We start from the raw sequence: 21,116 nt of genomic DNA, 5'->3' as shown, positions 1-21,116 counted from the left end.
ATGGCACGACAGGTCCTCATCGCGGGCAACTGGAAGATGAATCTGAACCACCTTGAGGCGATCGCCCTGGTGCAGAAGATCTCCTTCTCGCTGCCGGAGAAGTACTTCGCCAAGGTGGAGGTGGCCGTGCTGCCGCCGTTCACCGACATCCGGTCGATCCAGACCATGGTCGACGGCGACAAGCTGCTGATCCGCTACGGCGCGCAGGACATCTCCCGGTACGACTCGGGCGCCTACACCGGCGAGGTCTCTGGGCCGATGCTGGCGAAGCTGGGCTGCACGTACGTGACCGTCGGCCACTCCGAGCGCCGCGAGTACCACAACGAGACCGACGAACTGGTCAACGCGAAGGTGAAGGCCGCTCTCAAGCACGGGCTCATCCCGATCCTGTGCCTGGGCGAGCGCGTCGAGGTGCGCGAGGCGGGCGAGCACGTGCCGCACTGCACCGAGCAGCTCGTCGCCGGGCTCAAGGGGCTCAAGGCCGAGCAGGTGGCCAAGGTCGTCATCGCCTACGAGCCGGTGTGGGCGATCGGCACCGGCAAGGTGGCCACCTCCGCCGACGCGCAGGAGGTCTGCGCCGCGCTGCGCAAGACCCTGTCGGACAAGTACGGCGACGAGGTCGCCGCGACCGTCCGCGTGCTCTACGGCGGCTCGGTGAAGTCGGGCAACATCGGCGAGCTCGTCGCCCAGGAGGACGTCGACGGCGCCCTCGTTGGCGGCGCGAGCCTGCAAGCCGACGAGTTCACCAAGTTGTGCGCGCTGGCCGCGGGCGGACCGCTGCCGTAGGCGATCCGGGCCGCGATCGGCTCGTGAAGGCCCTTCCCGCCGGGTTAGCCCTGGTGGGAGGGGCCTTCGGCGTTCCTGGGCGTGCGGCTGCACGTGCTGACGACTCGGGCGTGCGCGGCGGCGGCGAATCTGGTAAGCGCCATCGGCGTGGCGCGCCGGGGCGGTGGTCGTGAATACCAACATCACCAGGTAGCCTGTGACTTCAATCGTTCGACAGCGAGGATGACATGGTTCTGACCCTGCAGATCGCCCTGATCGTCACCAGCCTGCTGCTGATTCTGCTGGTGCTGCTTCACCGGGGTCGCGGTGGCGGCCTCTCCTCGCTGTTCGGCGGCGGAATGCAGTCCAGCCTGTCCGGCTCCAGTGTGGTCGAGAAGAACCTCGACCGGGTGACCCTGTTCGTCGGCGCGGTCTGGATCATCTGCGTCATCGGTCTCGGTCTGCTGGTCAAGGTCGGCTGATCCGGCTCCCGCCATCCGGGTGGAAGGCGGGTCCAAGGTGTCTCGACAGTGACGCGGCGCGATCAAGGCGCCGTGTAACCACGTGGTGGGGGTGTGAACATCAATGGCCGGTGGTAACGCGATCCGGGGTACCCGGGTCGGTGCTGGTCCCATGGGTGAGTCCGAGCGCGGCGAGTCCGCGCCTCGGCAGCGGGTGTCCTACTGGTGCGCGAACGGACACGAGTCCCGTCCGTCGTTCGCGCTGGACGCCGAGAAGCCGGAGTCGTGGGACTGCCCGCGCTGCGGCCTGCCCGGCGGCCTGGACGAACAGGCGCCGCCGAAGGCGCCCCGCAACGAGCCGTACAAGACGCACCTGGCTTACGTGAAGGAGCGGCGCTCCGACGCCGACGGCGAGGCCATCCTCGCCGAGGCGCTGGCCAAGCTCCGCGCCCGGCGCGAAGGCTGACCCAGCCCGACGCCAAGCGTCCCTCGGGCCCCGCTCCCACCAGGAGCGGGGCTCGAGGCATTTCTCAGTTCGCCAGCGGGTACCGGGCGCGCACCGAGAACCCGCCCTCCGAGGTCGGGCCCGCGTCGAAGCTGCCGCCCAGCAGGCCCGCGCGTTCCCGCAGGCCGAGCAGCCCGTGTCCGCCGGAGGGCAGGCCGGGCGACCGGGTGCTGGGCCGGTCGTTGCTGACCTCCACGACGAGCACGTTCTCCCGCGTCTGCACCCGCACCGACGCCCGCGAGCCCGCCGCGTGCTTGCGCACGTTCGTCAGCGCCTCCTGGACGGTGCGGTACGCCGCCCGCGAGACCGGCGCGGGCAGCCGCTCCGGCTCCGCGTCGATGGCCAGCGCCACGGCGACGTCGGAGCTGTGCACCAGGTCGCCGATCTCCTCGACCCCCGGCTGCGTGTCGGCGTCGTCGCCGCCGGAGCGCAGCACGCCCACCAGTTCCCGCAGCTCTTCGAGGGTGCGGGTGCTCAGCGTGCGGATCGTCTCGGCCGCCTCGCGGGTCTCCTCGTCCTGGCAGCCCACCTTCAGCGCGCCCGCCTGCATCGCGATGAGCGTGACCTGGTGGGAGACCACGTCGTGCATCTCGCGGGCGAGTTTGGCGCGCTCGGCGGCCCGGACGGCGGCCGCGTGCAGCCGCTGCTCCCGCTCCCGGCTGCGGGCGAGTTGCCGGATGCGGGTCGCCAGTTCGTGCCGCAGCGAGATGAGCATCCCGATCGCGACCGGCATCCCGGCGACGAGCACCCCGTAGAGCGCGTCGAGGAAGTGCTGGCGCCAGGTCAGGGCCAGGAACTCCGACCACGGCCACAGCACGAACCGGGACAGCCACACCAGCACGGCCCCGGTGATGGTGCGCCAGTCGAACAGGCGGCGTCGGGCGAGTGTGCCGAGCGCGATCATGGCCGCGAGCTGCGCCCAGCCCGCGAAGAAGCCCGGAATGGTGAGCAGCACGGCCAGGAACGGCACGTGCCTGCGCAGCAGCATCGCCGGGACCGCCGCCCAGGACAGCCAGATCGAGTAGCTGGGCGCGTTCTCCGGGATGACCAGCCAGACGTCGAGGACGGCCACGACGACGGCGAGGACGTCCGACGAGACGGCCCGCACGCGCCGGTTCGCGCGCAGCGCGGCGTACCAGCGCGGCGCCCGAAGGCGGGTTTTGCCCGGGGTCGCGGCGGGCACGAGGTTGTCCGGGGAGAGCGTCGGCGCGGCCACGGCGGCACCTCCTTGTTCTCCGCCGGTGCTGGACTCAAGCTGTTCGTGCAGCTCAGGCCGGTCGTGTGCGCCCGCTCGCTGCTGGGGCACCTCGTCCCGGGTTGTAGCATTCTTGCGGTCCTGGGCAGGCCTGCGCTGTCGCTGTGGCATGAATCGCCCTTCCTGCGGCGATGTGCTGCACGGTGCTCGTCACCAATGAAGACAGACATCGCCCTGCTCGGGACGGGGTGTGCCGAACTTCTGTGCGAGAGCAAATCCACAGTAGCCGCTATGCAGTGAGGGAAAGGAGTCCGCAGGTGCGCACGCTGATCATCGACAACTACGACTCCTTCACCTACAACCTCTACCAGGCGCTCGCCGCCATCGACGGCGCCCGGCCGACGGTCGTGCGCAACGACGAGGACTGGGACCTGGGCGAACTGGCCGAGTTCGACAACGTGGTGATCTCCCCGGGACCCGGCCACCCCGGTGTGCGCCGCGATTTCGGCCTCAGCCGCGCCGTGCTCGCCGCGGCCCGCCAGCCGCTGCTCGGCGTCTGCCTCGGGCACCAGGGCCTGTGCCTGCTGGCGGGCGCGCGGATCGCGCACGCCCCCGAGGTCCGGCACGGCAGGCTCTCCTCGGTCCACCACGCCGGGACCGACCTGTTCGCCGGGCTGCCCTCGCCGCTGCGGGTCGTGCGGTACCACTCCCTGGCGGTCGAGGACCTGCCCGACCACCTGGTGGCCACCGCGTGGAGCGACGACGGCGTGCTCATGGGCGTCCGCCACCGCGACCGGCCTGCCTGGGGCGTGCAGTTCCACCCCGAGTCGGTCGCCACCGAGCACGGCCGCGACCTGCTGGCCAACTTCGCCGCGCTGACCCGGTGCTGGCGGGCCGAACACCCGAGGGAAACCGTGGTCGCCGGGTCCATCCCGCCGCTGCCCGACCCGCCAGAGCCCGCCGCGGAGGCGGCCCGCGTGCTCGTCAAGCGGCTGACCGTCGCCGTCACCGCGGAAGAGGCGTTCGACGCGCTCTACCGAGACTCGCCCCACGCGTTCTGGCTGGACAACTCCGCGGGCGGCGGCTTCTCCTTCCTCGGCGACGCGAGCGGCCCACTGGGCAGGGTCGCCGCGGCCGACGTGTGGACGGGCACGGTCACCGTCACCTCCGCTGCAGGCGTCGAGGTCGTCACCAGCGACTTCCTCGGCTGGCTCGACGCCGACCTCGCCGCGCGCCGGGTGGTCGTGCCGGACCTGCCGTTCGACTTCGCGCTCGGCTGGGTCGGCTACCTCGGGTACGAGCTCAAGGCCGAGTGCGGCGGCGCCAAGGCGCACCGGGCCGCCGACCCCGACGCGCAACTGGTCTTCGCCGACCGCGCCGTGGTGTTCGACCACGCCACCGGAGAGGTCTACCTGCTCGCTCTCGCGGGCGACGAGCCCGCCGCCCGCGAGTGGCAGGCCGCTACCGCGGCCCGTCTCGTCGCCCTCGCCGCCGACCCCGCGCCCACCGCCCCGGTCACGCCGGGGGTCGTCGCGGGGGAGTTGACTCCGCGCCACGACCGGGCCGACTACCTGGCGATGGTGGCCCGCTGCCAGGTCGCGATCGATGACGGCAACACCTACGAGGTCTGCCTCACCAACGAGTTGACCGCCCCTGCCGCCGTCGACGTCTGGCAGACCTACCGCTACCTGCGGCGGGCCAGCCCCGCCCCGTTCGGCGCGCTGCTGCGCTTCGGCGACCTGTCGGTGCTGAGCACGTCCCCCGAGCGGTTCCTGTCCGTCTCGGCGACCGGCGCGGTCGAGTCCCGCCCGATCAAGGGCACCCGCCCGCGCGGCCGCACCCCCGAGGAAGACGAGGCGCTGCGGCACGACCTGGCCACCGACGAGAAGGACCGCGCCGAGAACCTGATGATCGTGGACCTGGTCCGCAACGACTTGGGCGTGCACGCCGAGGTCGGCTCGGTGCACGTGCCCGCCCTGTTCGAGGTCGAGACCTACGCGACGGTGCACCAGATGGTCAGCACGATCCGCGCCCAACTCGCCGAGGGGATCTCGGCGGTGCGGTGCGTCCGCGCGGCTTTCCCCGGCGGCTCGATGACCGGCGCCCCCAAGGTGCGCACCATGGAGATCATCGACCGGTTGGAACGCGGCCCCCGCGGCGTCTACTCCGGCGCGATCGGGTTCTTCTCCCTGACCGGCGCGGCCGACCTGAGCATCGTCATCCGCACCCTGGTCGTGCGCCCCGGCTCAGTCTCCTTCGGCGTCGGCGGCGCGGTCATCGCCCTGTCGGACCCGGCGGGGGAGTTCGAGGAGACCGCGGTGAAGGCCACCACCATGCTCACCCTGCTCGACGCCGAGTTCCCCGGCCGCGTCCCGGCCACCGGCCGCTAGCCGGGTTGGTTCGTGGCCTTCCGACGGGCTTGTTCGGTCTGGCCGCTCGCCCCGCTGCTGGTCCGGCGTTCACGCTGATTCGCGGTCTGGTCGTTTCACTCTGACCGTTCGTCCCTGTCGCTTGGCCTGCTGCCTGGCTCGGTCCGGTGGGTCAGCCGATTTCCGGTCCGGCCGTTCACCTGGTCGTTCACTCTGCCGTCATGGCCTGTCCCCTTCCGGTTGCCACCATCCGGCTATGACCCGATCCCTGTTAGCCCGGGCGGCCGCGGCGGCGCTCACCTGCGTGCTCGCCGCGCCCCTGACCGCGGCGGCGGCCGAGACCGACCACCGCGGGCGCACGTTCGACCTGCAAGCCCATCGCGGCGGCCTTGGCCTGCGCGTGGAGAGCAGCCTCAGCGCCTTCGGCAACGCCCTGCGGCTGGGCGTGAGCACCCTGGAACTTGACGTCCAGATCACCGAGGACGGCCAGGCCGTGGTCACCCACGACCGCAGGGTCGACGCCCGCAAGTGCCGCGACACCGCACCCGCGACTCCCGGCGACGCCGAGTACCCCTATGTCGGCAAGTTCGTCCACACGCTGACGCTCGCCCAGGTCCGCACCCTCGACTGCGGCTCCATCCGCCTCGCCGACCGCCCGGACCAGGAACTGGCTCCCGGCTCCCGAATGCCGTTGCTGCGCGACGTCTTCGCATTGGTCCACCGCTACGGCGCGACTGATGTCCGGTTCAACATCGAGACCAAGGTCGAAGCGGGCGCCCCGCACGAAACAGCGCCGCGCGAGCAGTTCGTCCAGATCACCGCCCGCGAGATCGAGGCGGCCGGGGTGGGCGACCGGGTGAGCATCCAGAGTTTCGACTGGGGCGCGCTGATGCGGATGCGCCAGGTCGCCCCCCGGCTTCCGTTGGTCGCCCTGACCAACTACGACTTCCTCCAAACCGGCAAGGACGGCGCCTCTCCCTGGCTGGGCGGCCTGGACATTGACGATTTCCACGGTGATCCCATCGCCGCCATCAAAACCTTCGGCGCGACCACCTTCTCCCCGGTGCACGGCTTCCCCCAGGGCGGCTCAGTCCAAGACCCCGCCTACCGTCCTTATGTGACCGCCGAAATGGTGCGCCACGCGCACCGCAACGGCATCAAGGTCGTCCCGTGGACCGTCAACGACGTCCCCACGATGGCCAAACTGATCGACGACGGCATCGACGGCCTCATCACCGACTATCCCGACCGCCTTCGGACTCTGTTGGCGCAGCGCGGATTCCGCCTTCCGCGGGCGTACGCGTCCCCGTTCGACATCCAGGGCCACCGAGGTGCCCGCGCGGTGCGCCCGGAGAACACCCTGGCGGCTTTCCGCTACGCCCTGGCGAATCCGGATGTGTCCACTGTGGAGCTGGACACCGGAATCACCGAAGACGGCCATGTCGTGGTCATCCACGACCGCACGGTCAACGGCTCCCACTGCGTCGACACCACCCCGGCCACGCCCGGCGACCCGGAGTTCCCCTACGTGGGCAAGCGAGTCCACGACCTCACGCTGGCCCAGCTCAAGACGATCGACTGCGGCTCCAAAACCCTCCCGGAGTTCCCCGAGCAGGTGGCCGCCCCCGGTGAGCGAATCCCCACCCTCGCGGAGGTTTTCGCCACCGTCCGCGCCAGTGGCCGCCCGGACGTCCGCCTGAACATCGAGACAAAGATCAGCCCGACCGCCGACGACACGGCCCCCTACGAGGTGTTCACCCGCAAGGTGGTCACCGAAATCGCCCGAGCGGGCTTCACTTCCCGAACGACTCTCCAGTCCTTCGACTGGCGCACCATCATTCTGGCCCGCAAGCTCAACCCGCACCTGGAAACCGTCGCCCTGGTCTGGCAGTACGGCCCAGCCGAATGCGCAACCCTGGCCGACGAATGCTCACTGCAAGCCGTCTACGGCGACCCGGCCACCAAGAGCCCGTGGACCGGCGGCCTGGACTGGTGGAAGAGCCAAGACCTGGCCAAGTTGGTCCGCCAATCCGGCGCGACCACCGTCTCGGCCAACTGGCAGGTCCACGACCCGAACCAGACCACAGTGGACAGTGCGGACTGGTACCTGCGCCAGAACCCGGCCTACTTCCATGGCCCCGATGTCGCTGGCCTGCACCGCAAACACCTCAAAGTCGTTCCCTACACGGTGAACGACGAGCCGACGATGAACCGGGTCATCGCCCTGGGAGTCGACGGCCTGATCAGCGACAACCCAGACCTCCTGGTCCGCGTAGCCAAACTCCACGGCCTACGCTGACCTGACAGGGGTGGAGCGGTCCCCGCCAAGGAACCGCTCCACCCCCGTCGAGCCCGTGCGATCTCAGGGCGCGGCGGCCGAATCCAGCAGCCACAGAGTCCGCGACCGCCCCCGGGCGCCCGCGGCCGGGAGAACGACCTCGTCGGCGCCGTCCAGCGCCTGGCCCACGGCGGCGGCCTTGCTCGCCCCCGTGGTCATCAGCCAGACCTCAGCGGAATGCCGAGCGGCGGCCAGCGTCAAACTCACCCGAGTAGGGGGCGGCTTGGGGCAGTTCCGCACCGCCACCACCGCCCGCTCGGTCTCGTGGACGGCGGCCGAGTCGGGGAAAACCGACAGCGTGTGCCCTTCCTCCCCGACCCCCAGAAGGCAGACATCGAACGTGGGCACGGCCGCGCCCGAGGCGCGGTTGGCGAGCAGCGAGGCATAAGCCGCCGCGGCGGCGTCCGGGTCGTCGCCGTAGGCGCCATCGGAAGCCGCCATCGGGAAGACTCGATCTGGGTCGACCGGCACGTGATCGAGCAACGCCGCCCGAGCCTGCGTCTCGTTCCGCTCCGGGTCCCCGGCGGGAAGAAACCGCTCGTCGCCCCAGAACAGGTCCACCCGGGACCAGTCCACCGCGTCCCGGGCAGGACTCGCCCGCACCTGCTCCAGCACGGCGATCCCCGTCCGCCCACCGGTCAGCACCAGCGACGCGGATTCGCGCGCCGCCTGCACGTCGACCAGCCGGGTCACCAGGCGCGCCGCGGTGGCGGCGGTCAGCAAGCCCGCGTCCCGGTACACCACCACTTCAGGCGAACTCATGAGCCTGCCTTGCCATTCTTGCCGGGCTTCGCCGCGGCTTTCGCACTGGCCGCCTTCGCACCGGCGGTCCTGGCGGGCACAGCCTTCGCGGTGGGCTTGGCCGCGCCCGACTTGGCCGCCGACTTCGCCCGGGTAGCCGGATCGGCGCCATTGCCCGCCGCCACAGCTTCGGCCTGCGCCGCCGAAGGCTTGGGCTCACCCGTGGGCAGAGCCGCCTTCCCGGAACCAGCCCGCGCCGAGGACACCCGCCCGCGCACGATCTTCGACAGCCCCTTCAGCGTCGCCTCGTAAGGCTCGTCCGGGTCAAGCCGCCGCAGTTCCTCGGCCAGGCAGTCCCGGATCTCCCGCCGCTGGAGGGCGACCCGCCGAGCGGGCTGCCCAGGCTGGGTCAGCGTGCCGACCTTCCCGTCCGGTCGCTCCAACTCGATCGTGCCCGACTTCCGCTCCAGCGCGACGGAAACGATGCCCTCGCCGTTGGTCGCCTTCACCCGCTTCACCGGAATCCGCAGCCGCGCCGCCAGCCAGCCAGCCAGCAGGTCGGTCGACGGCGAGTCGGCCTCACCGGTCACCGACGCCCCGGTCACCTTCTCGTACGGCGGCAGGTCCAGCGACGCCGCCAGCACGGCCCGCCACAGCGTCAGCCGGGTCCACGCGAGATCGGTGTCACCCGCCGCGTAGTGCTTCTGGCGCACCTCCAGCGCCCGGATCGGGTTGCGCTCGGCGGCCGAGTCGGTGATCCGCCGCTGCGCGAGCCGCCCGATGGGGTCGTCCGCCGGTCGCGCGGGCGCCTCGAACGGCCACCACGCCACCACGGGCGCGTCGGGCAGCAGCAGCGGGATCACGCACGTCGCGCCCTCGTCGGCCAGCGCGCCGTAGAGGCGCAGCACGACGACCTCGCTGGCGCCCGCGTCGCCGCCGACGCGGATCTGGGCGTCGAGCCGGGCCGCGGCCTTGCGCGCGCCCCTGGCCACCACGATCACCCGGCACGGGTGCTCCCGACTGGCGTCATTGGCGGCGTCTATCGCGTCCTCGGTGCGCGCCCCGTCATCGGTGACGATCACCAGGGTCAGCACCCGCCCCAGCGCGGTCGCCCCGCCCTGCTCGCGGATCTGGACGAGCTTGGTATTGACCTGTGATGTCGTGGTGGATGGCAAATCAATGATCACGGTCGCCTCCAATGACGGCCGGTGCGGGACATCATCGCGTCAGCGGACTCCGGGCCCCAGGTGCCCGCCGGGTACCCCTCTGGCTTGCCCGCCGACTTCCAGTACTTGAGGACCGGTTCCAGGATCTCCCAGGACAGCTCGACCTCCTGGTTGACCGGGAACAGCGACGGCTCGCCGAGCAGCACGTCGAGCAGCAGCCGCTCGTAGGCCTCCGGGGACGACTCGGTGAACGCGTGGCCGTAGCTGAAGTCCATGGACACGTCGCGCACCTCCATCGAGTTGCCCGGCACCTTGGACCCGAACCGCATGGTCACGCCCTCGTCCGGCTGCACCCGCACCACCAGGGCGTTCTGCCCCAGCTCCTCGGTGGCGGTGTCGTCGAAGGGCAGGTGCGGCGCGCGCTTGAACACGACCGCGATCTCGGTGACCCGCCGCCCGAGGCGCTTGCCGGTGCGCAGGTAGAACGGCACGCCCGCCCAGCGCCGGGTGTTCACCTCCAGGGTGATCGCGGCGAAGGTCTCGGTGGTGGAGGTCTTCGCGAAGCCCTCTTCCTCCAGCAGCCCGAGCACCTTCTGCCCGCCCTGCCAGCCGCCGGTGTACTGGCCGCGCGCGGAGGTCTCGGCGAACGGCCCGACCGGCTTGGTCGCCTCCAGCACCTTGATCTTCTCGGTGCGCAGCGCCCGGGGCTGGAACGAGACCGGCTCCTCCATCGCGGTCAGCGCCAGCAGTTGCAGCAGGTGGTTCTGGATGACGTCGCGAGCGGCGCCGATGCCGTCGTAGTACCCCGCGCGGCCGCCGAGGCCGATGTCCTCGGCCATGGTGATCTGCACGTGGTCGACGTAGTTGGCGTTCCAGATCGGCTCGAACAGCTGGTTGGCGAAGCGCAGCGCCAGCAGGTTCTGCACCGTCTCCTTGCCGAGGTAGTGGTCGATGCGGAACACCGAGTCCTCGGGGAAGACCTCGTTGACGATCTTGTTGAGCTGCCGGGCGCTGGCCAGGTCGTGCCCGAACGGCTTCTCGATGACCACCCGGCGCCACTCGTCGGGCCCGGTCGCCTTGGCCAGGCCGGAGCGGGCCAGCTGCTTGGTCACCACCGGGAACGCGCTGGGCGGGATGGACAGGTAGAACGCGTGGTTGCCGCTGGTGCCGCGCAGCTTGTCGAGTTCGGCGACGGTCTCGGCGAGGTGGTCGAACGCGGCGTCGTCGTCAAAGGTGCCGGAGACGAACCGGAACCCCTCGGCGAGCCGGTCCCACACCGCCTCCCGGAACGGCGTGCGGGCGTGCTGCTTCACCGCCTCGTACACGACCTGGCCGAAGTCCTGGTCGGCCCAGTCGCGGCGGGCGAACCCGACCAGCGAGAAGCCCGGCGGCAGCAGGCCGCGGTTGGCCAGGTCGTAGATGGCGGGCATCAGCTTCTTGCGGGACAGGTCGCCGGTGACCCCGAAGATCACCAGGCCGCACGGTCCCGCGATGCGCGGCAGGCGCTTGTCGCGCTCGTCGCGCAACGGGTTGATCCAGGTGCGGGTCACCGACCCACCTCCGCCAGGCTCGTGACCAGGTGCGCCAATCCGGCGGCGCGGTCGGTGAAGTGCAGCCGCAGCACGGGCCTGCCGTGCTCGGCCAGGACCTGCCCGTCGCCGAGCGCCTGCGCGGTCTGCAGGACGCCGAGGGTGTACGGGCGGTCGGGGACGGCCAGGTCGTCCTCGACGACTCCGGTGATCTGCAGGAATACGCCGTTCTGGTGGCCGCCCTTGTGGTATTGCCCGGTGGAGTGCAGGAACCGGGGGCCCCAGCCGAACGTGGTCTGCAACCCGGTGCGGCGCGCGATCTCCGGGCGCAGCAGCACCGCGGAGGCGTCGTCGAGCCGGTCGAGGTAGGTCTGCACCGACAGGTAGCCGAATCGCGGCGCGGTGGCGAACAGCGCGTGCAGCGCCCCGGCGAGCGTGTCGGTTCCCTCCGGCAGCAGCCCCTCGGTGGCGTGCACCTCGACCGGGCCGTCCACAAAGGACGGTTCAGCCGCGGCGCCGTCGCCGGGGGAGTCCAGCAGCGCGCGCGCCGCCTTCTTCGCGGCCTCGACGTCGGGCTGGTCGAACGGGTTGATGCCGAGCAGCCTGCCCGCGATCGCCGTGGCGTACTCCCACAGCAGCATCAGCCCGCCCAGGCCGCCGGAGGTGCCCAGCACGGCCGCGCCTGCGGGGGAGCCGATCGCGACCGCGGTGGCGTCCTCCCCGGCGTCGGTGAAACCGGGCGCGTCCGGGCTCTCCACGACGACCGGCAGCAGGCCGGTGCCGTTCTTGCCGGTGGACTCGGCCACCAGCTGCTCGGCCCAGTCGCCGAAGCCCTTGATCCCCGAGCCGGTGTCGGCCAGGACGACCTTCTCCGCGCCGCGCGCGTGCGCCGCGCTCAGCGCGGCGGCCAGCACCAGCGCCGGGTTGTCCTCGGTGTCCGCCGCCAGCACGGCCGCCGCGGCGGCGGCCTCGTCCAGCAGCGCGCCGACGTCGGCGCCCGCGAGCCCGGCAGGCACGAGGCCGAACGCGGTCAGCGCGGAGTAGCGGCCGCCCACGTTCGGGTCGGCCTGGAAGATCCGCCGGTACCCGGCCTCGGTCGCGGTCTTCTCCAGCGGCGAGCCGGGATCGGTGACCACGACGATCCGGGATGCCGCGTCGATGCCCTCCTCGGCGAAGGCCGCCGCGAAGACCCGCCGGTGGCTGTCGGTCTCCACAGTGGACCCCGACTTGGAGGACACGACCAGCACGGTGCGCGCTAGGTCGCCCGCGAGCGCGTCGGCGACCTGGCCGGGGTCGGTCGTGTCCAGCACGACCAACGGCGTCCCGGCGGTGTTGGTGATGACCTCGGGGGCCAGCGACGAGCCGCCCATCCCCGCCAGCACCACCCGGTCGACGCCCTCCGCGCGCAGTTCCGCGCGGAGGGCGTCGATCTCGGCGAGCAGTGGGCGGGAGGTCTCGGGCAGCGTCGTCCAGGACAGCCGGATGGCGGCCTCGGACTCCGCCTCCTGCCCCCACAGCGTCGGGTCCTGCCCGGTGAGTTTCGACGCCACCTGGTCGGAGACCAGTTGCCGGACAAGCGGAGCGGCCTCCTCGGTGAGCCGCTGATCGATAATGGTTACTGCGACATCTCCGGGGTGCTCTGCCATGTGCGGCGTCAGCCCTCTCCTAGGTTCCCGAACTCAGCTCTTGGCTTTGTCGAGTTGCCCGCGGACCGTGTCGAGCAGTTCGGTCCACGACTTCTCGAACTTCTCCACGCCTTCGGTCTCAAGCGTGGCGTACACGTCGTCGACATCGATGCCGGCCGAGGAGAGCTGGTCGTAGACCGCCTGCGCGTCGCTCGCCGTGCCCGTCACCGTGTCACCGATGATCTTGCCGTGCTCGGCGACGGCGTGCAGAGTCTTCTCCGGCATTGTGTTAACTGTGTTGGCCACGACGAGTTCGTCCACGTACATCGTGTCCGAGTAGTCCGGGTTCTTCACCCCCGTCGACGCCCACAGCGGACGCTGCGGACGCGCGCCGTCCTCGGCCAGCGCCGCCCAGCGCTCGCTGGCGAACACCTCCTGGTACGCGGCGTACGCCAGCCGCGCGTTGGCCACCGCCGCCTTGCCGCGCAGCGCCTTGGCCTCGTCGGTGCCGATGGCGTCGAGGCGCTTGTCGACCTCGGAGTCCACCCGGGACACGAAGAACGACGCGACCGAGGCGATCGAGGCGAGGTCGTGCCCGTTGGCCTTGGCCTGTTCCAGCCCCGCCAGGTAGGCGTCCATCACCGCGCGGTAGCGCTCGACGGAGAAGATCAGCGTGACGTTGACGCTGACGCCCTCGGCGAGCGTGCGGGTGATCGCGGGCAGGCCCTCCAGCGTGGCCGGGATCTTGACCAGCAGGTTCGGCCGGTCGACGGTCTTCCACAGGTCCAGCGCCTCGGCCGCGGTGGCCTCGGTGTCGGCCGCCAGGCGCGGGTCGACCTCAATGGACACCCGGCCGTCGATCCGGTCGGTGGCCGCGAAGGTGCTGCGGAACAGGTCGCACGCGTCGCGCACGTCGGTGGTGGTCAGCTCGCGGACGGCGGCCTCCAGCGTCGCCCCGCGCGCGGCCAGGGCGCGCACCTGCGCGTCGTAGGCCTCGCCGTTGGACAGCGCCGCCGCGAAGATCGTCGGGTTGGTGGTGACGCCGACCACGTGCTTGTCGCGGATCAGTTCCGCGAGGTTGCCCGAGGTCAGGCGCTCACGGGACAGGTCGTCGAGCCAGATCGATACTCCGGCGTCGGACAGGGCCTTGAGGATGTCGCTCACTGCTGGCCTCCAGTCGCGGTGATGGAGCGGCGGGCCGCCGCAACGACGACCTCGGTGGTGATGCCGAACTCGCGGAACAGGGTCTGGTAGTCGGCGGACGCGCCGAAGTGCTCGATCGAGACGATCTCGCCAGCGTCGCCAGCGAAGCGGTGCCACGGCTGGGCGATGCCCGCCTCCACGATCACGCGCGCCTTCACCGACGGCGGGATGACCGAGTCGCGGTAAGCCTGGTCCTGCGCGTCGAACCACTCGACCGACGGCATCGACACCACGCGCGTCGGGATGCCCTCGGCCTCCAGGACCTCGCGCGCCTCGACCGCGATCTGCAGCTCCGAGCCGGTGCCGACGAGCACCAGCCGGGGCTCGCCGCCGGTGGCGTCGGCCAGCACGTAGCCGCCCTTGGCCACGTTCTCGGCCGCGAGTTCCTTGGTGCCCGCGAGCACCGGGAGGTTCTGCCGGGTCAGCGCCAGGGCGACCGGCTTGTCGTGCTGCGACAGCGTCGCCTTCCACGCCGCGGCGGTCTCGTTGGCGTCGCCGGGGCGCACCACGACCAGGCCCGGGATCGCCCGCAGCGAGGCCAGGTGCTCGATCGGCTGGTGCGTCGGGCCGTCCTCGCCGAGGCCGATGGAGTCGTGCGTCCACACGTAGATGACCGGCAGGCCGCTCAGCGCCGCCAGCCGCACCGCCGGGCGCATGTAGTCGCTGAACACCAGGAACGTGCCGCCGTAGGGCCGGGTCGGGCCGTGCAGCACGATGCCGTTGAGGATCGAGCCCATGGCGTGCTCGCGGACGCCGAAGTGCAGCGTGCGGCCGTACGGGGTGGCGTTCCAGTGCTTGGTCGCCGCGGACGGCGGGCCGAACGAGTCCGCGCCCTTGATCGTGGTGTTGTTGCTCTCCGCCAAGTCGGCCGAGCCGCCCCACAGCTCCGGCAGCAGCCCGCCGATCGCGTTGAGGACCTCGCCGGAGGCCTTGCGGGTCGCCAGGCCCTTGGGGTCGGGGTCCCAGCTCGGCAGCGCCTCGGCGAAGCCGTCGGGCAGCTGGTAGGCCTGCGCCCGGTCCAGCAGCGCCTTGCGCTCGGGGTTGTTGCGCGCCCAGGTCTCGAACGCCTGCTCCCACTCGGCGCGGGCGGCCTTGCCGCGCTCGCCGACCTTGCGGGCGTGCGCGAGCACGTCGGCGTCGACCTCGAAGGTCTTCTCCGGGTCGAAGCCCAGGATCTTCTTGACCGCGGCGACCTCGTCCTCGCCCAGCGCGGCGCCGTGCGCCTTGCCGGTGTTCATCAGGTTCGGCGCCGGGAAGCCGATGACCGTGCGCAGCAGGATGAACGACGGGCGGGTCGTCTCCGCCTTCGCCGCCGCCAGCGCGTCGAGGATGCCGGTGACGTTCTCGCCGCCCTCGACCACCTGGACGTGCCAGCCGTAGGACTCGTACCGCTTCGCGGTGTCCTCCGACAGCGCGATCGTGGTGTCGTCCTCGATGGAGATCCGGTTGTCGTCGTAGACGACGGTCAGGTTGCCCAGCTCTTGGCGGCCCGCGAGCGAGGACGCCTCGGAGGTGACGCCTTCCTCGATGTCGCCGTCGGATGCGATGACGAACACATGGTGATCGAACACACTCTCCCCGGGCGCGGCGTCCGGGTCGAACAGCCCGCGCTCGCGGCGCGCGGCCATCGCCATGCCCACGGCAGAGGCCAGGCCCTGGCCGAGCGGGCCGGTGGTGATCTCCACGCCCTTGGTGTGATTGACCTCCGGGTGGCCCGGGGTCTTCGAGCCCCACGTGCGCAGCGCCTGGATGTCCTCGATCTCCAAGCCGTAGCCGGAGAAGAACAGTTGGAGGTACTGGGTGAGGCTGGAGTGCCCGGCCGAGAGCACGAACCGGTCGCGGCCGATCCAGTGCGGGTCGCTCGGGTCGTGCCGCATGACCCGCTGGTAGAGCGTGTAGGCCAGCGGCGCGAGGCTCATCGCGGTGCCCGGGTGGCCGTTGCCCACCTTCTGCACGGCGTCCGCGGCGAGAACCCGGAGCGTGTCGACCGCGCGCTTGTCGAGGTCCGTCCAGTCCTCGGGCAGCGACGCGCGGGTGAGTTCGGACAGGTCTGCTGGCACTTCACTACTGACGGACACGGACTTGAGCTCCCACTTCCACATCTGGCGGTTCGTGGCGCACAGTCTTCCTTATCGGGGTCTAGATCGATCCCGCAGGCGGTGACCTGGCCCGATCCGCATGTCATCCCTGGTCCACTGGTCAGCGTAGTCCGCCCGGGTCGGCGGTGTGATCTCCGACCGACACGGGGTGGCACCCGCCACCCGATACGGGTACCCCGATACGGCGCGGTTAACATTTGACACTGCGTCGCGGCCCCTGTCGTCGGCGCGGAATCGACCGCAGTGACCGGGGTCTCACCAGGTCACGGCTGACCTGAGGAGCGAGATGTCGTCGGTGATCCCAGTGCCCGCCGACACCGTTCCCACGGCGCCGCCGCCGAGCCGGATGGACGTCGTGAAGGCGTACATCGCGCTCACCAAGCCGAGAATCATCGAACTGCTGCTCGTCACCACCGTCCCGGCGATGATGCTCGCCGCGCGCGGCATCCCCTCGCCGTGGCTGGTGCTCACCACGCTGCTCGGCGGCACGATGGCCGCGGGCAGCGCCAACGCGCTCAACTGCGTTGTCGACGCCGACATCGACGCGGTGATGAAGCGCACCAGCAACCGCCCGCTGGCCCGGCACGCGGTGCCCACCCGGGGCGCCCTGGTGTTCGGCGTGATCCTGGGTGTCCTGTCGTTCGCGTGGCTGTGGGCCACCACGAATTTCCTCGCCGCCGCGATGGCCGTCGGCGCGATCCTGTTCTACGTCCTCGTCTACACGATGATCCTCAAGCGACGGACGGCGCAGAACATCGTCTGGGGCGGCGCGGCTGGCTGTATGCCGGTCGTCATCGGCTGGTCGGCGGTGACCGGCGACGTGGCCTGGCCCGCGCTGGTCATGTTCGGCGTGATCTTCTTCTGGACCCCGCCGCACTTCTGGGCGCTGGCCATGAAGTTCCGCGACGACTACGCCGCGGCGGGCGTGCCCATGCTCCCGGTCGTGGCGACGCCGCGGCATGTGGCCAAGCAGATCGTCATCTACTCCTGGGTCATGGTCGCCTGGACCCTCCTGCTGGTTCCCGCGACCGGCTGGGTCTACGCCTTGTTCGCCCTCTTGGCTGGCGCCTGGTTCCTGATCTTCGCGCACCGTCTCAACCGCTCGGTCCGCCGCGGCGAGCCGAACAACCCGATGACGCTGTTCCACCTGTCGAACAGCTACCTCACCCTGGTCTTCGTGGCTCTCGCGGTGGACTCGGCGCTGTCCCTTCCGGTCACTGGCTGGCCGTTCTAGAGCGGTTGCGGCGTTTCAGCCGAAACGGCCGTTGACGTAGTCGGCGGTCCGGGGGTCGGCGGGGTTGCCGAAGATCGTGTCGGTGGGGCCTGCCTCCACGATGTGGCCCGGCTCGCCGGACTCGGCGAGGAAGAACGCGCAGTGCTGGGAGACCCGCGCGGCCTGCTGCATGTTGTGGGTGACGATGACGATCGTCACCTCGGTGCGCAGATCGGCGATGGTCTCCTCGATCCGCCTGGTCGAGGTGGGGTCCAGCGCCGAGCACGGTTCGTCCATCAGCAGCACATCCGGGCGCACGGCAAGAGACCGCGCGATGCAGAGCCGCTGCTGCTGACCGCCGGAAAGGGCGCCGCCCCGGCTCTTGAGGCGGTCTTTGACCTCCTTCCACAGACCCGCTTTGCTCAGGCACTCCTCCACGAAGTCCTCGCGGTCGGCCCGGGAAACCTTGGCCCCGGTCAGTTTCAGCCCGGCGAGCACGTTGTCGGCGATGGACATCGCGGGAAACGGGTTGGGCTTCTGGAAGACCATGCCGATCCGCCGCCGGGTGGCGGTGATCTTCTCGGCGGGGCCGTAGATGTCGACTCCGTCGAGCAGCACCTCGCCCGCCAGCGAAGCGCTCGGCACCAACTCGTGCATTCGGTTCAGCGTGCGCAGAAAAGTGGACTTTCCACAGCCGGACGGGCCGATGAGGGCGGTCACGGTGCCCTGGCGCATCGACAGCGACACCCGGTCCAGGACCTTGTGCGCGGCGAACCAGGCGGAGACGCGCACGGCTTCGAGGGTCGCGCCCGCCGCGTCGCGGTTCTCGCGCGCGGGCTCCCCGGCGAGGTCGATGGTGTCGGCCGGATGGGCGTCGAGCAGGGTCGCGTCGCCGCGCTTTCCGTTGGCGCCCGCGGAATCGGTGTTGATGATCACGTCGCGCGACCCTAATCGGCGTGGGCTACCGGGGTGTGAATCTCCGGTTCACCCCACATGGCCGCACCCGCCTTCACCAGGCCAGGAGGGCAGTTGGTGGCTAGTTCACCGGCGCTGCGTGTGGCCCGTGCCCAACCTTCGCCACGGTGTTGTGGAGCCGTCCCATAACCGCTGGGCACAGTGGAAAGCGGCCCGATCAGGGCCAGGAGAATGTTGACGGACAAGGGAGAACACGCAATGCGTTCCACCTTCCGGAAGGGTGCGGCCGCCATTATCGGCGCCGCCGCCCTCTCCACGATCCTCGCGGCGACCGCGTTCGCCGACCCCAGCTTCGTCCCGGACGCGAACGACGCGGTCGGCACCGGCTCGGACACCACCCAGTTCGTGCTGAACGACCTGGCGAACGCCTACAACCCGACCATCCCGTCGACCGGGACCCGGGTCGCCTCCTGGGACGCCACCGGTTCCGCGACGATCGTCCCGCGCGCGGGCGCCCCGGCGATCAACCGGCCGAACGGGTCTTCCGCGGGCATCACCGAACTCAAGCGCGTCGGCACCGCCACCAACTTCGCCCGCTCCTCCCGGGGCAGGCAGTCCACCGACGGCGCCGTGCTGTTCCTCCCGTTCGCCACGGACGGGCTCCGGTACGCCACCAACGACCCCACCAGCAACGCGCCGGTCGACCTGACCGCCGCCGAGCTCAAGAAGATCTACGAGTGCAACGCCGACGGCAACGCCACCACGCCGGACCGGTGGGTCGACCTCCGCCCCGGCCTGTCCACCGCCACCATTCTGCCGGTGCTGCCGCAGGCGGGCTCGGGCACCCGGGCGTTCTTCCTCAGCTCCATCAGCGTGACCACGGTCGGCTCGTGCGTCGACCAGACCGTGCAGGAGCACGACCCGGCCGCGATCGCGGGCAACGTCAACAAGATCGGCCCGTTCTCGGTCGGCCGCTTCAACGAGCTGCCCTCCCCGAAGACCATCAAGCTGAACACCGGCGGCTTCGACGTGTCCCGCAAGCTCTACAACGTCGTCCGGGACATCAACGGCGGCGGCGTGCTCAACGGCGGCGTCGAGACCTCGCTGCAGCCGTTCTTCGGCAACGGCGTCAACACCGGCGGCTGGATCTGCTCGGCCGCGGCCACCACCACCATCGCCAACGCGGGCTTCACCCAGATCCCCACGAACTGCGGCAAGGCCGAGTGATCCTCGCCTGACTCCGCGCCGACCGCCGGGGCCAGGGGCGACTCGCCCCCTGGCCCCGGTTTTCGTCGTGCCGGTAATTAGGCGGGCGGGGTGAGCGTGGTCTTGAGGTAGCCGTAGACGAAGCCCTCCGAGAACAGCCCGTCGAAGCCCAAGCTGTCGTTGATCGCCCGCGCGCCCGCCGCGGTCAGCACCAGCGGGCGGCCCGCGGAAGTGTTGACCCCGAAGGTGAACAGGTCGATCCGGCCGTTGAGGTTCTCCTGGGCGACCACGACACCGCGCGTCTGGTCGACCACCAGGTGCCAGAACACCTCCAAGCCGTCGTCGGTGAACAGGATGAGCGCGCCGCGGTGCTCGATGGTGCCGTCAGTGGGATCGCCGACGACGTCGAAGGTCTGGGTGATCTGACCGTCGACGGTCTGCGTTCTGCCTGCCAGCGCTTCGGAGTGGATGCCGAAGAAGGCGAACGCCTCGATGGTCGACGGGTCGACCACGATCGTGCTCGTGCCCACGACCGGGGAGGCGCCCGAGGTGGCCGCGGCCGGGACAGTGGCGGTCTCGGCCGTCGCCGTGGCGCTCATGCCGAGCAGCAGGCCCGCGGCCACCGCGCTTGCCGCGATGGCGGAAACCAGACGAGTGCGCATTTTTCCTCCTCTTGGGGCGCTGGGTGCGCCGAGACGGATGGTGGCCGCGCGCGGGGTCCGGGCAAAGGGCCGATCTGGACGGTTCGTGAAGTGGCCAGGTCGCCATAGCTGCCGGTTAACTTGCCGTGCCCGCGAAAAACCCCACGCTCCACAGTGGACCGAGGGGCGTGGGGTTCTCCGTTTCTCAGAGCAGGTTGGGCAGCAGCCGCATCGTCGTGTCGTAGACGTTCCAGAGCACCGCGGCGCACACCGGGCCGCCCATGAGCAGGCCCTGCGCCCGGCCGAACCGGTGGCGCGCCCACACCGTGGCGCCGAGGGCGAGTCCGAGCGCGGGCAGCCACACCGCGAGGGCCAGCACCGCCGAGCCGTCCGAGCGCATCGCCTTCTCCTGCGGCGGAACGATTTGCGGCCTGCGCACCGGGGCGGGCTGGGCGGCTCCCTCGACCAGGGTGGCGTCGACGTACACGGTCGACTCCGGCATGAACAGCGGGCCGTCCGCGGTCACCAGGGTCAGCCGCGCCCCGCTGTCCGCGGGCGGCGCGGGCACCGGGTCGCCGTCGCGGCGCACGCCGTCGACCAGGTAGGCGAACTCGCCCTGGCCCGTCACGACGCGGATCTCGTTGCCCGGCTTGAGTTCGGTCAGCTCGCCGAACGGCCCGCCGTAGGCGGCGCGGCGCCCGTAGAGCAGGGACACGCCGAACTGGCCGGGCAGCGCCGTGTCGCGGCGGTGTCCGACGCCCGCGGTGAGGTCCCCGGAAGCCGTGCCCTCGACCACCACCTGGCGCAGCGCCAGCGCGGGGATGTCGAGCACCGCGACCGGGGTGCCGGGCGGGATGATCGGCATCGCCCCGTCCGCGCTGAACGGCGCGGCGGTGCCGCCAGCCAGCGCCTCCCGGATCTCGTCGTAGAGCAGCTCCTGCTCGTGGTTGGCCTGCAACGGGGTGAGCACCACCGCGAAGCCGACTAGGCCGAGCATCAGCAACGCGATCATGCTCAGGGCGGTGACGGCGATCGGCCACGGCCGCCGGGGCTCCCGCTCGGGCTCTCGCGCGGGAACCACCGGCTCGGCGGGCAGCTCGGTCATCGGACTGGCGACGGCGGTCATCTGTCCACTCCGGACTCAA

Annotated in this window: 17 protein-coding genes and 1 pseudogene; 8 read left to right on the top strand and 10 right to left on the bottom strand. The window is 70.9% G+C overall.

The window, feature by feature from the left end:
- From tpiA to ACZ6SD_RS17985, 3 genes are all read left to right on the top strand, one after another.
- Positions 1 to 786, top strand: coding sequence for a triose-phosphate isomerase (gene tpiA, locus ACZ6SD_RS17995; RefSeq protein ID WP_465318058.1), 786 nt, complete (start codon positions 1 to 3; stop codon positions 784 to 786).
- Between the two features lie 227 nt (positions 787 to 1,013).
- On the top strand, positions 1,014 to 1,247 hold the full coding sequence (secG, locus tag ACZ6SD_RS17990; protein ID WP_465318057.1) for a preprotein translocase subunit SecG: 234 nt from the start codon (positions 1,014 to 1,016) through the stop codon (positions 1,245 to 1,247).
- Positions 1,248 to 1,350: 103 nt separating this feature from the next.
- A complete protein-coding gene (locus ACZ6SD_RS17985) occupies positions 1,351 to 1,692 on the top strand; it encodes an RNA polymerase-binding protein RbpA (RefSeq protein WP_091447367.1) in 342 nt (113 codons plus the stop codon).
- 64 nt (positions 1,693 to 1,756) lie between these two features.
- Here ACZ6SD_RS17985 and ACZ6SD_RS17980 read toward each other — a convergent pair whose 3' ends face one another.
- Positions 1,757 to 2,947 (bottom strand): sensor histidine kinase, encoded by a 1,191-nt coding sequence (locus tag ACZ6SD_RS17980; protein ID WP_465318056.1) that lies wholly within the window; start codon positions 2,945 to 2,947, stop codon positions 1,757 to 1,759.
- Between the two features lie 296 nt (positions 2,948 to 3,243).
- Between ACZ6SD_RS17980 and pabB the strand changes: the two genes are divergently transcribed.
- From pabB to ACZ6SD_RS17965, 3 genes and pseudogenes are all read left to right on the top strand, one after another.
- Complete coding sequence (pabB, locus tag ACZ6SD_RS17975) at positions 3,244 to 5,316, top strand: aminodeoxychorismate synthase component I (RefSeq protein ID WP_465318055.1); 2,073 nt, start codon at positions 3,244 to 3,246, stop codon at positions 5,314 to 5,316.
- Between the two features lie 235 nt (positions 5,317 to 5,551).
- Positions 5,552 to 6,595, top strand: a pseudogene (locus tag ACZ6SD_RS17970) (glycerophosphodiester phosphodiesterase family protein); the annotation flags it as partial.
- A 15-nt stretch (positions 6,596 to 6,610) separates the two neighbouring features.
- Positions 6,611 to 7,594, top strand: a complete 984-nt coding sequence (locus ACZ6SD_RS17965; protein WP_465318108.1) for a glycerophosphodiester phosphodiesterase family protein — start codon at positions 6,611 to 6,613, stop codon at positions 7,592 to 7,594.
- Between the two features lie 63 nt (positions 7,595 to 7,657).
- Here ACZ6SD_RS17965 and pgl read toward each other — a convergent pair whose 3' ends face one another.
- The 6 genes from pgl to tkt are packed head-to-tail and all read right to left on the bottom strand — an operon-like array spanning position 7,658 to position 15,957.
- Positions 7,658 to 8,395, bottom strand: coding sequence for a 6-phosphogluconolactonase (gene pgl / locus ACZ6SD_RS17960; protein WP_465318054.1), 738 nt, complete (start codon positions 8,393 to 8,395; stop codon positions 7,658 to 7,660).
- Positions 8,392 to 9,561, bottom strand: coding sequence for a glucose-6-phosphate dehydrogenase assembly protein OpcA (opcA, locus tag ACZ6SD_RS17955; RefSeq protein WP_465318053.1), 1,170 nt, complete (start codon positions 9,559 to 9,561; stop codon positions 8,392 to 8,394). Before opcA ends, pgl begins: the two co-directional genes overlap by 4 nt.
- Positions 9,558 to 11,090 (bottom strand): glucose-6-phosphate dehydrogenase, encoded by a 1,533-nt coding sequence (gene zwf, locus ACZ6SD_RS17950; RefSeq protein WP_465318052.1) that lies wholly within the window; start codon positions 11,088 to 11,090, stop codon positions 9,558 to 9,560. The genes opcA and zwf overlap by 4 nt, the downstream gene beginning before the upstream one ends.
- Entirely contained in the window at positions 11,087 to 12,715 is a 1,629-nt protein-coding gene (locus ACZ6SD_RS17945; protein ID WP_465318051.1) for a glucose-6-phosphate isomerase, read from the bottom strand. Before ACZ6SD_RS17945 ends, zwf begins: the two co-directional genes overlap by 4 nt.
- A gap of 33 nt (positions 12,716 to 12,748) precedes the next feature.
- Positions 12,749 to 13,858 (bottom strand): transaldolase, encoded by a 1,110-nt coding sequence (gene tal / locus ACZ6SD_RS17940; protein WP_465318050.1) that lies wholly within the window; start codon positions 13,856 to 13,858, stop codon positions 12,749 to 12,751.
- On the bottom strand, positions 13,855 to 15,957 hold the full coding sequence (gene tkt / locus ACZ6SD_RS17935) for a transketolase (protein ID WP_465318049.1): 2,103 nt from the start codon (positions 15,955 to 15,957) through the stop codon (positions 13,855 to 13,857). The genes tal and tkt overlap by 4 nt, the downstream gene beginning before the upstream one ends.
- A 385-nt stretch (positions 15,958 to 16,342) precedes the next feature.
- Between tkt and ACZ6SD_RS17930 the strand changes: the two genes are divergently transcribed.
- Positions 16,343 to 17,230: a heme o synthase gene (locus ACZ6SD_RS17930; protein WP_465318107.1), complete on the top strand. Its 888-nt coding sequence runs from the start codon at positions 16,343 to 16,345 to the stop codon at positions 17,228 to 17,230.
- Positions 17,231 to 17,245: 15 nt separating this feature from the next.
- Here the strand turns inward: ACZ6SD_RS17930 and ACZ6SD_RS17925 are convergent, their stop codons facing one another.
- Positions 17,246 to 18,001 carry a phosphate ABC transporter ATP-binding protein gene (locus tag ACZ6SD_RS17925; protein WP_465318106.1) on the bottom strand — a complete coding sequence of 252 codons (756 nt, stop codon included), beginning with the start codon at positions 17,999 to 18,001 and terminating at the stop codon, positions 17,246 to 17,248.
- 381 nt (positions 18,002 to 18,382) lie between these two features.
- On the opposite strand from ACZ6SD_RS17925, the gene ACZ6SD_RS17920 reads away from it, so the two are divergent.
- On the top strand, positions 18,383 to 19,351 hold the full coding sequence (locus ACZ6SD_RS17920; protein ID WP_465318048.1) for a substrate-binding domain-containing protein: 969 nt from the start codon (positions 18,383 to 18,385) through the stop codon (positions 19,349 to 19,351).
- A 77-nt stretch (positions 19,352 to 19,428) separates the two neighbouring features.
- On the opposite strand, the gene ACZ6SD_RS17915 is transcribed toward ACZ6SD_RS17920, so the two are convergent.
- Positions 19,429 to 19,992: a hypothetical protein gene (locus tag ACZ6SD_RS17915; RefSeq protein WP_465318047.1), complete on the bottom strand. Its 564-nt coding sequence runs from the start codon at positions 19,990 to 19,992 to the stop codon at positions 19,429 to 19,431.
- A 184-nt stretch (positions 19,993 to 20,176) separates the two neighbouring features.
- Positions 20,177 to 21,097: a class E sortase gene (locus ACZ6SD_RS17910; protein WP_465318046.1), complete on the bottom strand. Its 921-nt coding sequence runs from the start codon at positions 21,095 to 21,097 to the stop codon at positions 20,177 to 20,179.
- Positions 21,098 to 21,116 lie beyond the last annotated feature (19 nt).

The organism is Actinokineospora sp. NPDC051303 (genome assembly GCF_055586285.1).
The sequence above is the reverse complement of the archived record's forward strand: the minus strand, read 5'-3'. Positions and strand labels throughout refer to the sequence as shown.

Coding starts and splice junctions, on each gene's coding strand:
- secG (WP_465318057.1), top strand. CDS start 1,014: ATGGTTCTGACCCTGCAGATCGCCCTGATCGTCACCAGCCTGCTGCTG.
- ACZ6SD_RS17945 (WP_465318051.1), bottom strand. CDS start 12,715: ATGGCAGAGCACCCCGGAGATGTCGCAGTAACCATTATCGATCAGCGG.
- ACZ6SD_RS17985 (WP_091447367.1), top strand. CDS start 1,351: ATGGCCGGTGGTAACGCGATCCGGGGTACCCGGGTCGGTGCTGGTCCC.
- ACZ6SD_RS17930 (WP_465318107.1), top strand. CDS start 16,343: ATGGACGTCGTGAAGGCGTACATCGCGCTCACCAAGCCGAGAATCATC.
- pgl (WP_465318054.1), bottom strand. CDS start 8,395: ATGAGTTCGCCTGAAGTGGTGGTGTACCGGGACGCGGGCTTGCTGACC.
- ACZ6SD_RS17910 (WP_465318046.1), bottom strand. CDS start 21,097: ATGACCGCCGTCGCCAGTCCGATGACCGAGCTGCCCGCCGAGCCGGTG.
- ACZ6SD_RS17915 (WP_465318047.1), bottom strand. CDS start 19,992: ATGCGCACTCGTCTGGTTTCCGCCATCGCGGCAAGCGCGGTGGCCGCG.
- tpiA (WP_465318058.1), top strand. CDS start 1: ATGGCACGACAGGTCCTCATCGCGGGCAACTGGAAGATGAATCTGAAC.
- ACZ6SD_RS17920 (WP_465318048.1), top strand. CDS start 18,383: ATGCGTTCCACCTTCCGGAAGGGTGCGGCCGCCATTATCGGCGCCGCC.